The sequence below is a fragment of the Pseudoalteromonas sp. 2CM32C genome (assembly GCF_023161925.1).
GTDB classification, from domain to species: Bacteria; Pseudomonadota; Gammaproteobacteria; order Enterobacterales; family Alteromonadaceae; genus Pseudoalteromonas; species Pseudoalteromonas marina.
In genome coordinates this window covers 224,946-238,501 of sequence record NZ_JALNTI010000001.1, presented here as the reverse complement: position 1 = coordinate 238,501, position 13,556 = coordinate 224,946, and the positions used below count along the sequence as shown (strand labels likewise).

The 13,556-nt window shown below is 39.9% G+C and carries 15 protein-coding genes and 1 tRNA gene; 10 read left to right on the top strand and 6 right to left on the bottom strand.

What is annotated here, in order from left to right; translation table 11 throughout:
• Positions 1-3: 3 nt before the first annotated feature.
• The 9 genes from lgt to MTF67_RS01115 all read left to right on the top strand — a co-directional run bounded on the left by lgt (position 4) and on the right by MTF67_RS01115 (position 6,470).
• Positions 4-807: a prolipoprotein diacylglyceryl transferase gene (gene lgt / locus MTF67_RS01155; RefSeq protein WP_008132732.1), complete on the top strand. Its 804-nt coding sequence runs from the start codon at positions 4-6 to the stop codon at positions 805-807.
• Positions 808-814: 7 nt separating this feature from the next.
• Positions 815-1,666, top strand: coding sequence for a thymidylate synthase (locus MTF67_RS01150; RefSeq protein WP_039036550.1), 852 nt, complete (start codon positions 815-817; stop codon positions 1,664-1,666).
• A gap of 21 nt (positions 1,667-1,687) precedes the next feature.
• Positions 1,688-2,566, top strand: a complete 879-nt coding sequence (gene galU, locus MTF67_RS01145) for a UTP--glucose-1-phosphate uridylyltransferase GalU (protein ID WP_010555874.1) — start codon at positions 1,688-1,690, stop codon at positions 2,564-2,566.
• 339 nt (positions 2,567-2,905) lie between these two features.
• Complete coding sequence (locus tag MTF67_RS01140; protein WP_248518491.1) at positions 2,906-3,595, top strand: SPOR domain-containing protein; 690 nt, start codon at positions 2,906-2,908, stop codon at positions 3,593-3,595.
• A gap of 77 nt (positions 3,596-3,672) precedes the next feature.
• Positions 3,673-4,272: an SPOR domain-containing protein gene (locus tag MTF67_RS01135; protein ID WP_248518490.1), complete on the top strand. Its 600-nt coding sequence runs from the start codon at positions 3,673-3,675 to the stop codon at positions 4,270-4,272.
• A 48-nt stretch (positions 4,273-4,320) separates the two neighbouring features.
• Complete coding sequence (locus MTF67_RS01130; RefSeq protein WP_010555877.1) at positions 4,321-4,914, top strand: FlgO family outer membrane protein; 594 nt, start codon at positions 4,321-4,323, stop codon at positions 4,912-4,914.
• 13 nt (positions 4,915-4,927) lie between these two features.
• The gene (locus MTF67_RS01125) at positions 4,928-5,620 is read left to right on the top strand and encodes a FlgO family outer membrane protein (protein ID WP_006792683.1); all 693 of its coding nucleotides are present in this window, start codon (positions 4,928-4,930) and stop codon (positions 5,618-5,620) included.
• A 7-nt stretch (positions 5,621-5,627) separates the two neighbouring features.
• Positions 5,628-6,320: a FlgO family outer membrane protein gene (locus tag MTF67_RS01120; RefSeq protein ID WP_248518489.1), complete on the top strand. Its 693-nt coding sequence runs from the start codon at positions 5,628-5,630 to the stop codon at positions 6,318-6,320.
• Positions 6,321-6,395: 75 nt separating this feature from the next.
• Positions 6,396-6,470: transfer RNA gene (locus MTF67_RS01115), tRNA-Arg, on the top strand.
• 163 nt (positions 6,471-6,633) lie between these two features.
• On the opposite strand, the gene MTF67_RS01110 is transcribed toward MTF67_RS01115, so the two are convergent.
• From MTF67_RS01110 to MTF67_RS01090, 5 genes are all read right to left on the bottom strand, one after another.
• Positions 6,634-7,185: a hypothetical protein gene (locus MTF67_RS01110; protein WP_248518488.1), complete on the bottom strand. Its 552-nt coding sequence runs from the start codon at positions 7,183-7,185 to the stop codon at positions 6,634-6,636.
• Between the two features lie 73 nt (positions 7,186-7,258).
• On the bottom strand, positions 7,259-7,633 hold the full coding sequence (locus tag MTF67_RS01105) for a hypothetical protein (RefSeq protein WP_248518487.1): 375 nt from the start codon (positions 7,631-7,633) through the stop codon (positions 7,259-7,261).
• 387 nt (positions 7,634-8,020) lie between these two features.
• Complete coding sequence (locus MTF67_RS01100; RefSeq protein WP_248518486.1) at positions 8,021-8,953, bottom strand: exopolyphosphatase; 933 nt, start codon at positions 8,951-8,953, stop codon at positions 8,021-8,023.
• Positions 8,954-9,098: 145 nt separating this feature from the next.
• Positions 9,099-10,547 (bottom strand): dihydrolipoyl dehydrogenase, encoded by a 1,449-nt coding sequence (locus tag MTF67_RS01095; protein ID WP_248518485.1) that lies wholly within the window; start codon positions 10,545-10,547, stop codon positions 9,099-9,101.
• A 52-nt stretch (positions 10,548-10,599) separates the two neighbouring features.
• Entirely contained in the window at positions 10,600-11,328 is a 729-nt protein-coding gene (locus MTF67_RS01090; RefSeq protein ID WP_248518484.1) for a glutathione peroxidase, read from the bottom strand.
• A 111-nt stretch (positions 11,329-11,439) separates the two neighbouring features.
• Here MTF67_RS01090 and MTF67_RS01085 point away from each other — a divergent pair, with 111 nt between their 5' ends.
• Positions 11,440-12,339, top strand: coding sequence for a LysR substrate-binding domain-containing protein (locus MTF67_RS01085; protein WP_248518483.1), 900 nt, complete (start codon positions 11,440-11,442; stop codon positions 12,337-12,339).
• On the opposite strand, the gene MTF67_RS01080 is transcribed toward MTF67_RS01085, so the two are convergent.
• Positions 12,336-13,529, bottom strand: coding sequence for a flagellar assembly protein FlgT (locus MTF67_RS01080; protein WP_039036559.1), 1,194 nt, complete (start codon positions 13,527-13,529; stop codon positions 12,336-12,338). The genes MTF67_RS01085 and MTF67_RS01080 overlap by 4 nt on opposite strands.
• Positions 13,530-13,556: the final 27 nt, after the last annotated feature.

Genomic DNA, 13,556 nt, shown 5'->3' with positions numbered 1-13,556 from the left:
TTTATGGCACTTGAGTTTCCTCAAATCGATCCAATTATTTTTTCGATTGGACCACTGAGCGTACGTTGGTACGGATTGATGTATTTAATTGGTTTTGCATTTGCGATGTGGTTTGCAAATCGTCAAGCGGCAAAGCCTAATTCTGGCTGGACCAAAGAGCAGGTAAGTGATCTATTATTTTATGGCATGTTAGGGGTCATACTTGGTGGTCGTATTGGCTATGTATTGTTTTACCAATTTAGTTATTTTTTAGAAAACCCACTTTACTTATTCCGCATCGATCAGGGCGGTATGTCGTTTCATGGTGGTACGCTGGGCGTAATTACAGCCGTTGCTATTTTTTCGTGGACACGCAAAAAATCACTGTTACAAGTTGGCGATTTTGTAGCGCCACTAGTGCCAGTGGGGTTATTAGCAGGGCGTATAGGTAACTTTATAAATGGTGAGTTATGGGGGCGTGTATCAGACGTACCTTGGGCTATGGTATTTCCAACCGGCGGGCCGCTTGCTCGCCACCCTTCGCAGTTATACGAAGCCTTTTTTGAAGGGCTCGTTTTATTTTTAATTATGCTATGGTTTATTAAAAAACCACGCCCTGCGGGCAGTGTTGGCGGTGTATTTTTATTAGGTTACGGTGTATTTAGGTTTGGTATTGAATACTTCCGCCAACCAGACGCACAACTAGGCTTATTTGCCGACTTTATTTCTATGGGACAAATACTGTCACTGCCTATGATTATAGGTGGTTTAGGTTTATTAATTTGGGCTTATAAAAACCCGCAGCAAGTAACAGCAGCAAAGGCATAATAAAAGCATGAAACAATATTTAAAATTATGTCAGCGTATCGTTGACGAAGGTCAATGGGTAGAAAACAAACGCACAGGCACACGTTGCTTAACCGTTATAAACGCCGATTTAGAATATGATGTAGCAAACAATCAGTTCCCGATGATCACAACGCGTAAAAGTTACTATAAAGCCGCCATTGCAGAGTTACTTGGCTATTTACGAGGCTACGATAGCGCAGCGCAATTTCGTGAAATTGGCTGTAAAACATGGGATGCTAATGCCAACGATAACCAAGCTTGGCTTAATAACCCAAATCGTAAAGGTGAAGACGATATGGGGCGCGTTTACGGCGTCCAAGGCCGCGGCTGGCAACGCCCTGATGGATCAACACTCGATCAGCTAGCTAAGGTAATTAACAATTTAAAAAATGGCATTGATGATCGTGGTGAAATAATCACGTTTTATAACCCAGGTGAATTTGAACTAGGTTGTTTAAGACCTTGCATGCACACGCATACGTTTTCACTATTAGGTGACACGCTTTACTTAACATCTTATCAGCGCAGCTGCGATGTGCCGTTGGGGCTAAATTTTAATCAAATTCAATGTTTTGTATTGCTTGCATTGGTCGCTCAGATTACCGGCCACAAACCGGGTAAGGCGTATCATAAAATAGCTAACGCTCATATTTACGAAAATCAGCTCGAATTAATGCGCGACGTCCAGCTCAAGCGCGAACCATTTGAATCGCCTACACTTACAATTAATCCAAATATAAAGTCACTTGAAGACATAGAAACGTGGGTTACCCGAGACGATTTTGAAGTAACTGGCTATCAATGCCATGACGCAATTCAATATCCATTTTCAGTATAATAACCGATTAAGGAAAACAACATGAAAGCAGTGATCCCAGTAGCGGGACTTGGTACGCGCATGCTACCAGCCACAAAAGCAATCCCTAAAGAGATGCTTCCTGTCGTAGACCGACCTTTAATACAATACGTAGTAAACGAAGCGGTTGCCGCAGGCATAAAAGAAATAGTACTTGTCACGCACTCAAGTAAAAACTCTATCGAAAACCATTTTGATACCAGCTTTGAGTTAGAAGCAACGCTTGAAAAGCGTGTTAAGCGGCAATTGCTTGCCGAAGTGCAAGCTATATGCCCTAAAGATGTAACAATAATTCATGTGCGCCAAGGCGAAGCTAAAGGGCTAGGCCACGCTATTAATTGCGCCGCGCCAATTATTGGTAACGAACCGTTTGTCGTTATTTTACCCGATGTGATTATAGATGACGTTGAGAGCGATCTTAAAAAAGACAACCTTGCGGAGATGATCGCTCACTTTGAACAAACTAAACACAGCCAAATTATGGTAGAGCCTGTACCAATGCAAGAAGTAGATAAATTTGGTGTGGTGGACTTAGGTGGCACCGAAATAGCACAGGGTGAAAGCTCACCAATTGTTAGCATGGTAGAAAAACCACCGGTTGACGAGGCACCTTCAAACCTAGCCGTAGTTGGGCGCTACGTGTTAAGTGAAAACATTTGGCCACTACTTGCAAAAACGCCGCAAGGTGCTGGCGATGAAATTCAGCTGACCGATGCTATCGCTATGCTGATGCAAAGCGAAAAAGTAGATGCTTACGCAATGAAAGGCCGAAGCCACGATTGCGGTAGTAAAATTGGTTATTTAAAAGCAACCATTGAGTTTGCACTTCGTCGTGACGAATTTGCCGGTGAGTTAAAAACGTTTATTAAAACACTGATATAACCGTTTACATTTAATCAGCAAAAAGCGCCTAATTAGGCGCTTTTTTTATTGTTTTTTGCATAACTTGTTTTTTTAATGTAAAAATTAGAATAGTTTTGATTACTTTACAGACATAATGTAATTTATGTTGTAATGTTTGTTTTAAGTGGCACTAAAATTGTATTGAAATGTGCTCTCATGGAGGAGTCAAAAAAACATAAGTTTATTGAATTAAATACGCTTATTTTTACAAAGGGCTAGGGTGTGGCTCGAAAATTTAAAGTAAGGTTAAACGCTTTCTAAAGAGAATGTTTAATTGAAATGTAAGTGTGATAGCACTGCTTTCAGGACAACGAATAAATGTTAATAAATAACAAAAAAATAACAGGATTACTTTTAAGCCTGCTGATACTGCTATTTGGTACAGCATGCTCTATTACGCCTGAAGCTAAATTAGTGCCAGCACCAGAAACACAAACTAATTCGCCTGAGTATGTACCTATTACTGCATTAGAGCTGGCTCAGTTAAAAGATGCAGCATTGCAATGGCAGCAAGCAAGAGCGGGTATAGAGCGTATTTTAAAGCTAGAAAAAGAAATTACCTACCTTGTTAATCACATAGATATTATTAACAGTAAGGCAATAGCCCAATCTAATCAGCCTACAAATAGCTCGTACAGCACGCGCACAATTCACAATCAGCAAGCTGCTCGTTCGCGTAGCCAAAGCGTTAATCAATACAGAAATAAAAAGCAGACAGTTAAACTTAATACACCTAGACATATTTTTGCTCTGCAAGTGGCATCGGTTGACTCAGAAAAAGACATCGCAAAAGCGTGGAAAGAGCTAAACACCAAAGCTGCCCCCTTATTCAGAAAAAAAATACTGACCAATGTTGAAACCGCAAAAATTAACAAAAAAACGTTTTACAGGCTTAAGTTAGGTTCGTACCAAAATCTAAAAAATGCCAAAGCAGACTGCGAAGTATTTAAAGTGTATAAGCTTGACTGCATAGTGAGTAACTACACAGATAAACCCGTAAAGCTGTAGTTAAAATAGTAACTTGCTAAAAATTTTTTTATCCATAAAATACCTGACCATAATCAAAAGGGTGGTAGGTAAAAGGTATGGTTATTAAAAAGGAATTTATAAACACTTTATTTTGTATTGGGGTTTTGCTCGTTATAACAGGGTGTACTTCATCTAAAAAAGCGCCACCGAGTTCAACAACACCAAACACTGTCCTTATTTCAAGCGATGATTTAAAAGCGCTCAAACAGTCTGCAAATGAGTGGAAAACAGTTGAGCCTAAAGTTAACGACCTGCTTGAGCTAGAAGGGCAGCTATCAAAGCTGACTACTCGTTTAAAAGCCATTGACGAAACCAATACGGCTGGAACAAACAACGTTCAAACAACCACTTCAACAGAAAGTATTTTAAAAAGCGACCAGGCATTTTTCGCTATTCAAGTAGCAGCATTTAATAGTAAAGCTAAATTAAACGTGGCACTGGCTAATTTAAAACGTAAAATACCGACGTTTTTTAGTAATAACATAGCTGTTAATGTTGAAACTAAAGTAATAAAAACCAATACGTTTTATCGTTTAAAGTTAGGCGCATATAAAAAAAATAAACAAGCAACAACCGCTTGCGAAGCTTTAAAACAGCAAAAAATTAATTGTTTTGTCACCTATTATACGCAGGAAAAACCACAACCAACCCTCTAGGCATAATAATTGCTTAGTCTCTTGTATGATCACAAGAGGATGGCAACTATGCGCCTTTTACTACCCTTATTATTAATTAACTTGGCCGCGTGCAGTTTAATTCCTGAACCCGAGCCAAGTATAAGCACATATGCCCCAAAAGCAGCGATGGCACCTTATACAGTAAGTGACTATGTACACAACTTAACTGTGCAATTAAGTCATTTAAAAGGTCCATTAAGCAACAATACTCGCATAGGTGTGAGTAGCTTTTATTTTGCAGATGCGCTCGACACTAAGCTAATGACGCAGCAAGCGTCGGGCTTAAGCCAACAAATACAAGAAAGCATATTAACCAAAATGACGCAAATGGGTTATCACACGGTCGAATATCGCTTAGCAAATAACCTACACTTATCTCATAATGCCGACAGCGCGCTGACCCGTAATTTAGAACAGTTACGAGAGCGCCAAAATATTGACCTTATAATCACCGGCACCGTGACACGTCAACAGCATGCATACATTGTAAATGCGCGCATGGTAAACATTAGCAATAAGCAAGTTTTATCTGCTGGCAGTACCGAGATCCCAATCAATGTAATGTGGGGAAATGAAAAAATTCAGCAGCGCGATGGCTCACTCTATCGCAGTGAATATTAACGAGGAGTACACAATGAGAAACTTATTAATCACGCTATGTTTGCCACTAGGTTTTGGTTGTTCACAAATTATGAACACCCCTAGCGCCGACCCAGCTGTTGAGCAAAGTAACCAAGGAGCGCAACTGGCAACAAGCCAACGCAAAGTGAGTGCTCCAGTTAATCACGATAACATGTTTCAGTCGGGGTTAGCTCAGCAAACTAACTACACAAAATCGACGCCGCCAATGCATAAAAATATAAACCACTATGTGCGCGGAATAATGCAAGACATGGTCGAAAACTTACAATACGTAAATGATAAAACACCACTAGCGGTATCAAGTTTTGTATTTTTAGACGACGATTACAGTAATGGTAGCTTATTAGGAAATCAAATTGCTGAAAGCTTTATGCATGAGCTTCACAATTTTGGTGTACCGGTCATTGATTTTAAAACCACCGATTATGTGCGTGTAACACAAACCGGCGACTTTGTTTTTAGCCGAGACTATCTTGAATTAGACCCAGAGCAAAACTTTCAATACGTACTGGCAGGCACGCTAGTAAGTCACCAAGGCGGAGTTTTAGTCAATGCACGAATTGTTGGCTTAACAAGTAAAGCGGTTGTTGGTTCGGCGCAAGGGTTTTTACCGCAATCAGTTATTGATGCGTTAAATGGTAATTACCGTACCGATGGTATTATGCTAAAACAAGCGAGTGAGTGAGGTGAGTATGCGCTTTACACTAAACACCAATTTACGGACATTATCACTAGCTGGGTTAGTCGTTGCTCTATCTGGTTGCTCGCTAATGCATCACCATGAGCATGATTCAAATTCGCACACAACAACGCAAGCAAGTACCAGCTATGTACTAAATGGCCGTTACGATACTCAAACACACAACCAAACTGTTCAACCAAACAATGATTACGATGCGTCAAAACCCTTTAAGCCAGTAAAGCATCATAAAACGCTCGTTAATTACGTAGAACAAATGGCTTTAGACTTAGTTGACACGCTAGAGTACGACACAGAAGCCGATACACAGGTTAATATTGCTGTTAGTACATTGGTAAACTTTGACTCGTCACTCAATAAAAGTAATCAGTTAGGTAACCAAATATCTGAAACATTAATCCATCAATTACAAAAGTTTGGTTACAGTGTGGTTGATTTTAAAACCACCAGCACGATAGACGTAAATAGACGCGGTGATTTTGTGTTTTCACGAAATATCAAAAAGCTGAGTGAAGATCATATGGCAAGTCATATACTCGCGGGCACCTTAATTTACAGGCAAAACGGTATTGTTATTAATACACGCATTATAAATGTCAACACCAAGCAAATAGTGGCCAGCAGCCGAGAGTTTATACCGCAATACGTACTAAGCAAAGAAGATATATATTTATCAAGTAATTAACTCAAATTCCACTTGATTTAAAACTTGATATTAAAAATCAGATGCCGTTATAATTTAGCTCTAGCACATCGCTGTGGCCTCTTAGTTAAATGGATATAACGGCCCCCTCCTAAGGGGCAGTTGCAAGTTCGATTCTTGCAGGGGCTACCAATAAAATCAATGAGTTACATGGCTCTTTTTTTCTTTCGCTTATTTTTTATAGCACATTTATAGCATCGTAAATTGAAATATAAATAATTAGCGCTGTCCTTTTATTAAAATAGCCAAATTACATTCAGTCTGCTTTGTGCCATGAGCGGTCATTGGTAACGCGCTATTCAGCCGAGCCGTTGTTTGGCGTTGGCTGCATTTGCTTGTTAGCTTGAATATACTCTATTCCCAATTCTTTTTTGCATATATCTCCGCTCTCAAACTTTTCATCAGAATAAAATAGTGCACCAATTATCTTATTATTTGTTGGGTTAAGAGACACACTTAACGAATCAACTCCCTTCGTTTCATTGCGATTAATTTTTAAAGTCAAAGAGGTTTGGTTTTCTGCGCGTTGCATTTTAACGTGTGTAACAGAAGAAACTTGGTAAAAAGCAGGGTACAGAATTAAAGAAGAACTGAACGCGTTAATTAAAGCTTGTTTATCATTCCACTCTGGAGTCGATTTCTTATACCTTTCCATTGCAGTTAAGTAATCATGATATTCATCTATTCGATCAGCAGAGTGATAACTTTTTGATAGGTTCTTTACGTCATAAATATAATTATTGATTTGAATAAGCTCATCACTTGAGCATACGTTAGCGAAACTCCCTGCTGTGAAAGTCGAACTTAGTAGCAATACTAAATGACTAAGTTTCATATTTGAAAACATACGCCTCCCTTCAAGCTAACACTTACAATAAGCGGTTTTGGCCGCTCTTGCCAAAATCCGCTTGATTGTTTTGTTATGTTCCGTCGTCGCCAATATATTTGTATTTTCCGGCTTTTGGTATCTCATATTTCCAACCTAATTCGGCTAATGCATCCATAGCAAGCATCCTGATATTGGCCCAAATTTCTGAATTATCTAATAGGTCGTTATCGAGATAATGCTCTTTGTACTCTTCACCGCTATTTGCAATTATATAGTTATCTAGTGCTTCAATCGCACGAATAGATTTAATTGAAAAACTAGATTTGTTCAAGCATTCAATGGCCTCACCAAAATCAATGAGCATTTCGTCACCTTTGCAGGTGAAATCAGGAAACAAACTACTTTGGATCTCTGCTGAAGAAGCTAAAACAAAGATACGTTTTTTAAACTCATCCATAAGGAACATAACAATTTAATAGTGCGCTCATCGCGCATATTTCTGCCGACTTAACGCTCACTTATCTACTTTATATAGTTTTAACAAATAACCTAGGGTATTACTATCACTAAGTTTTCTAAAACTTTTCAGTAAAGTTAAATGGAACAATATGGGCGCGTCGCTCATTTACATGAATATATGTGCAAAGAGCAGTTTGACCAATCAAGTAACTACGATATTTAGTCAACCTCAACGTCTGCTAATCGCCGCCCTTAAAACCTAAGATATCAACAACTATTGAGTTGAAGCATTAGCAAAACAGTTTTTTATAGCTAAAAATTTATAACTACACATAAAAAAGCGAGTAAATGAAAATTTACTCGCTTTTTTATTTTGATATTTAATCGTTAGTAATTAACCATCATTAGTGATTTTATCTATCAGCTCAGTGAGTACTGTGTCGGCTTGGCTGGTCTCTACTTGGCAGGTTCCTGCATTTAAGTGGCCGCCGCCGCCGTATTTAAGGCATAACTCACCTACGTTTGTGTTTGAGCTGCGGTTAGTAATTGACTTACCAATTGCATACACTACGTTTTGCTTTTTAAGCCCCCACATTTTATGAATTGAAATATTGCAGTCGGGGTACATGGCGTAAATTACAAAGCGGTTGGTGGCGTAAATGGTTTCTTCTTGAGTAAGATCTAGTACCACTAGGTTTTTATGCACTGTTGCACACTGTGTTATTTGTGCTTTTGCTTTTTCGTTGTGCTCATTATAAAGCGAAACTCGCTCTGCAACATCTTCCATTTGCAAAATGTCGTCGATGCTTTGATCTTTACATGCATCAATGAGCTTCATCATTAACTGGTAGTTTGATATGTTGAATTCGCGAAAGCGGCCTAGGCCTGTGCGGGCATCCATTATAAAGTTCATTAACACCCAGTCGGTTGGATTGAGTATTTCATCTTTAGAAAACTGAGCTGCGTCGCCTTTATCTACAGCGTCCATCATATCTACTGAAATATTAGGAAATTTTTCGGCGCCGCCGTAGTAGTCGTAAACGACTCGCGCAGCTGAAGGCGCTTTAGGGTCAATTATGTGATTTTTAATGTCGCTTGCGTTTCGAACGGTTTCACTTAAGTGGTGGTCAAATGCTATGTGACAACCCGCTACGTAGGGAAGGTTAGTGGTAATATCGTTAGCGGTGATGTCTATTTTTCCATCTTGCATGTCTTTTGGGTGTACAAACAAAATGTCATCAATTAGATCTAAATCTTTTAGTAGTACAGCACATACAAGGCCATCAAAATCGCTACGAGTGACTAGTCTAAATTTATTATTGGGCATAGCTATTCCATCTTTTTAATTAAGTTACGTATTAAGTGTAACAGCTAAACTATTTTTTGAGATACCAGTGCTTAAAAATTATATAAATAAAAAAGCCAAAACAGACGTTTTGGCTTTTTGATAGCAAGTGTTTATTTTTTGTAAGTTATGCGCCTGGGCCACATTCCATACAGTGGTTAATGATATCTGGGCCAAACTTAAGCTTGGCGTTTAAGTCGCGCAGTGCGGTGCGTAAGCCTTCTTCAATAACCGGGTGGTAATACGGCATATTAAGCATTTGTGGTACGGTCATTTTATTTTGTACTGCCCATGCAAGCAGATGCGCTATGTGCTCGGCTTGTGGGCCAATAAATTCGGCGCCTAAGAATAAGCCGGTGCCTTGCTCTGCGTATACACGCATATGGCCCTTATTTTTAAGCATTACGCGGCTTCTGCCTTGGTTTTCAAAGCTGACTTCGCCCACTTCAAAACAGCCACATGAGCCTAAACGGTCTGTTATTTGGGTAAAGCTTTCACCTACCATGGCAATTTGTGGGTCGCTGAATACAGCGGCAATTTTGGCCCTGCGTAGGCCAATGCGTACATCTGGGAAACGCCCTGCATTTTGCCCTGCGATGGTTCCCTGATCAGACGCTTCATGAAGTAGCGGGATCATGTTGCTTGCATCGCCGGCTATAAATATGTTTGATTCGCCACATTGCATTGTGTGCGGATCGGCATGCGGTACGCCGCGTTCGTCAAGTTCTATACCTGTGTTTTCGAGCCCAAGCTTGTCTACATTAGGAACTCGGCCTGTTGCGGCTAGTACATAGTCAAACTGTTCGGTGTGTTTTTCACCTTGTTTGTCGGTGTAAGTAAGTTGCGCTTTGTCGCCTACTTGCATCATGTCTGATACGTTTGAGTCGGTATCAACAAAAAACTCTTTTGCAAAAACTGTATTTGCATAGTCTTTTACTACGGGGTCGGTGAGTGGGCCAATTGCACCACCTACACCAAATAATTTTACATTAACACCTAAACGGCTAAGTGCTTGACCTATTTCAAGGCCAATTACGCCCGGGCCAAATACGGCAACAGATTCTGGTAGGTCGTCCCACTCAAATACGTCGTCGTTAATGATTAATTTGTCACCAAAATTATTAAATACGCCAGGGTAAGAAGGGCGAGAGCCTGTAGCAATAACAAACCGCTTGGCTGTAATAATGGTGTGGTCATCTATTTGTACGCGGTTTGTATCTAAAAATTTAGCGTAACCTTTAATTTTGTCTTCGTCTGGTAGTTCATCAACGGCTTCTACTACAAAACCAGCAAAACGATCGCGTTCACTTTTAACGCGTGCCATAACTGCTTTGCCGTCTACTACCGGCTTTGAGCTATGCACACCAAATGCAGGTGCCATTTCTATAGCGTGCGCAGCTTCTGCAGCAGCTATTAATAATTTGCTTGGCATACACCCTACGCGTGCGCAGGTTGTACCATAAGGACCTGATTCGATCATAAGTACGTTAGGGGTAAACTGTTTAGCGTTTCGGTATGCACTTAAGCCTGCTGTACCTGCGCCTATAACTACTACGTCGGTTTGCAATTGTTTCATTGTATTTTCCTTTAATAAATAGGGGCACTTGACCCCCATTTAAATTTACTTATTAGGCAAAGTATTTTTCTAGGTCGTCTGAACCACCAATGTGATTACCACCAATAAATATTTGTGGAACGGTGTCGCGGCCAGAGATTGCTTTTAGGCTTGTTAATGATGCACCTGCACCCATAACAATTTCCTCATAGGCAAAGCCTTTTTCTGTAAGTAGTTCTTTTGCTTTTTTACAGAATGGACAACCGGGCTTAGTGAAAACGCTTACTGGCTCAGGTTTAGCTTGTTTAGGGTTGATGTAATCAAGCATTGTGTCTGCATCAGACACTTCAAACGGGTCTCCTGGTAGGTCTGGTTCGATGAACATTTTTTCAATTACGCCATCTTTTACTAGCATAGAGTATCTCCAGCTGCGCTTACCAAAGCCTAAATCGTTTTTGTCTACTAACATGCCCATGCCGTCTGTAAACTCGCCGTTGCCGTCTGGTAGCAAAGTAATGTTTTGCGCTTCTTGGTGTTCAGCCCATGCATTCATTACAAATGTATCGTTAACTGACAAACATACAATTTCATCTACGCCATTTTGCTTAAACACACCAGCTAGCTCGTTGTAGCGAGGAAGGTGAGTAGATGAACATGTTGGGGTGAATGCACCCGGTAGTGAAAACACAGCAACGGTTCTGCCTTTAAAAATCTCGTCTGTTGTTACCGATTTCCATTCGTCGTTTTGACGTGTTGCAAATGTAACGTTTGGGATTGTTTGACCTTCAATATTCTTTAACATGGTTTAGTTCCTCTTGATTTGTTAAAGCCATTATGGCGAAAATTTAAATATAGTTCTAATCGTTTGTTTGTATTAAACTGATAGTCAAAAGCTATCAGGGTGGAGCTGAACATGAACTTAAAAGACTTTGAATACGTTAAAGCCATAGCACAACATAAACATTTTCGTAAAGCAGCCGATGCGTGCTTTGTTAGCCAACCTACACTGAGTGGGCAGGTTAAAAAACTTGAACAAACATTAGGTGTTACTTTATTTGACCGCTCAACCAAACAAGTAACCCTAACAGCTAAAGGTGTACGTTTATTAGCGCAAATAGAGGTTATTTTAGAGCAAACTCAAATACTCAAAGAGCTGGCTTCTACCTCTAATGAACCATTACAAGGTAAGATAACAATTGGTATTATTCCAACTATTGCGCCGTATTTATTGCCAACTTTGTTAACTTCAATGAAAGAAGCATTTGTAGATAGCCAATTTGCGTTTATTGAAATGCAAACAGCCACCATATTAGATGCGCTTAACAATGGTGAGCTTGATTTTGCAATTTTGGCCGATGTAGCTGAGCTTAATCATTACCACACTATTCCACTTTATAAAGAAGACTTTTTAGTCGCTGTTTCAAAAGATAACGCGCTGGCTAAGCATAAAAAAGTCGCGCTTAGCGATCTTCAGGGTTGCAGCCTATTAATGTTAAGTGATGGCCATTGCTTTAAAGATCAAGCCCAAAAGTTTTGTTTTTCAGCAGGGGTTGATGTGTCTAATCAATATAAAGGCAATAGTTTAGAAACGTTACTTGCGCTGGTGGCAATGGATGATGGCGTTACTTTTGTGCCAAAGTTAGCTTGCACACTGCGCACGGGTATTGATTATATGCCTATATTTCCCAATCAGCAGCGTAATGTCGTGTTTGCATGCAGAAAGCATTATCCGCATTTGGCAGGGGTTGAGCAGTTGGGTGAGTGGTTGTCGGCTCACCCTAATTTAAAAACACAGCTTGCTAAAGCGCTTTAAAGATCTTGGCTTATTACTTCAACTACATCGTTGATTTGTACGCCGGGTAGGGGCTGGTCGTCAATGCTTACTGCAACCGCAGTTTGTTGATATAACTGCTCTACACGTATTTTGTTGAGTGTTGTAGTGGTGTGAGGCATTACATTACCTGCTGCATCAGTTAGGTAGTTATGGTGTGCAATGCTCAGCATTTGCCCTTTTTTTAGGCCATGTGCTTTACCTAAATTAATTACTATTTTGCTGTTTTCCATATGCATTATTTTACCTTGCGTTGGAAAACAGGCTAATACAGCTTGTAAGTCATAACTTAGGGTTTGATTTATATCTTGTATACTTTGACCGTAGGGTGATTGCCAAAATCTATCACTGTTTACATCAATGATGGCGGTTTTTTCGAATGGCCAAGTGCCTTGGCCCTGATAACTATTGCTCCAAAGCTGCTCATAGGTTGTGCCATTAAAAAGGCTAAACTCTATTTTGTAGTTGCGTTGGTAGCTATCGTCTTGCCAAAAAGCATAATCACTATTGAGTTTATCGCTTGTTGATAGGTCTGTAATTTGGCTTAGTAACACGTACTGAGCGTTGGTGCGAGATGATATTTCTTCTAGCTGAACTTTCGAGTAGTCGTACTGCTGCGAAAAGTAATTATCTACATTTAAAGGCATATTGTAATAAGCAACGGGTAGGGCGCTCATTTTTGATTTTTGTAAGGTGGTGAATATTCGTTTGCTAATTGCTTTGTTTACGTCAAATATTTGACCCATTCTAGCTTGCTCTCGATGAGCTAGCTGACTTTGTGTTACGGCAACAAACTTGTTAAAGCTGCTTTGCGGGCATTGCTCTGTTTGCGCAAATATATCTAAACGCAGGGTAATGGCAAATTTATCGTCGTATTTATTTTCGCTTACAAGTTCAATTTTTTGAATTTCGCCGTGGCTACTAATTTTTAACTGATCTTGCATTAATACGCCGTCTACCAAGGTTTGTACTGAGCTGACACGCGCCCCAGAAAAAACCAACGCTTGAGTTATGGCATCTTTTATAGCTGCAGATTTGGCCGCGCTTATGTCGTCGTTTTGAATAAGTGCGTGCCCTGTAGATTCATACCACTGCGCATTTGAAAAAGTCGAAAACGTAAATAACGCAGTTGCGCTTAATCCTGCAAATGCCTTTAATAAAAACGATTTCATACTTTTTGCTCCAAATAAACGTTAGCT

Coding starts and splice junctions, on each gene's coding strand:
- MTF67_RS01080 (WP_039036559.1), bottom strand. CDS start 13,529: ATGAAATCGTTTTTATTAAAGGCATTTGCAGGATTAAGCGCAACTGCG.
- MTF67_RS01125 (WP_006792683.1), top strand. CDS start 4,928: ATGAGAAACTTATTAATCACGCTATGTTTGCCACTAGGTTTTGGTTGT.
- MTF67_RS01110 (WP_248518488.1), bottom strand. CDS start 7,185: ATGTTTTCAAATATGAAACTTAGTCATTTAGTATTGCTACTAAGTTCG.
- MTF67_RS01150 (WP_039036550.1), top strand. CDS start 815: ATGAAACAATATTTAAAATTATGTCAGCGTATCGTTGACGAAGGTCAA.
- MTF67_RS01085 (WP_248518483.1), top strand. CDS start 11,440: ATGAACTTAAAAGACTTTGAATACGTTAAAGCCATAGCACAACATAAA.
- MTF67_RS01130 (WP_010555877.1), top strand. CDS start 4,321: ATGCGCCTTTTACTACCCTTATTATTAATTAACTTGGCCGCGTGCAGT.
- MTF67_RS01140 (WP_248518491.1), top strand. CDS start 2,906: ATGTTAATAAATAACAAAAAAATAACAGGATTACTTTTAAGCCTGCTG.
- lgt (WP_008132732.1), top strand. CDS start 4: ATGGCACTTGAGTTTCCTCAAATCGATCCAATTATTTTTTCGATTGGA.
- MTF67_RS01135 (WP_248518490.1), top strand. CDS start 3,673: ATGGTTATTAAAAAGGAATTTATAAACACTTTATTTTGTATTGGGGTT.
- MTF67_RS01095 (WP_248518485.1), bottom strand. CDS start 10,547: ATGAAACAATTGCAAACCGACGTAGTAGTTATAGGCGCAGGTACAGCA.
- MTF67_RS01090 (WP_248518484.1), bottom strand. CDS start 11,328: ATGTTAAAGAATATTGAAGGTCAAACAATCCCAAACGTTACATTTGCA.
- MTF67_RS01100 (WP_248518486.1), bottom strand. CDS start 8,953: ATGCCCAATAATAAATTTAGACTAGTCACTCGTAGCGATTTTGATGGC.
- MTF67_RS01120 (WP_248518489.1), top strand. CDS start 5,628: ATGCGCTTTACACTAAACACCAATTTACGGACATTATCACTAGCTGGG.
- galU (WP_010555874.1), top strand. CDS start 1,688: ATGAAAGCAGTGATCCCAGTAGCGGGACTTGGTACGCGCATGCTACCA.
- MTF67_RS01105 (WP_248518487.1), bottom strand. CDS start 7,633: ATGTTCCTTATGGATGAGTTTAAAAAACGTATCTTTGTTTTAGCTTCT.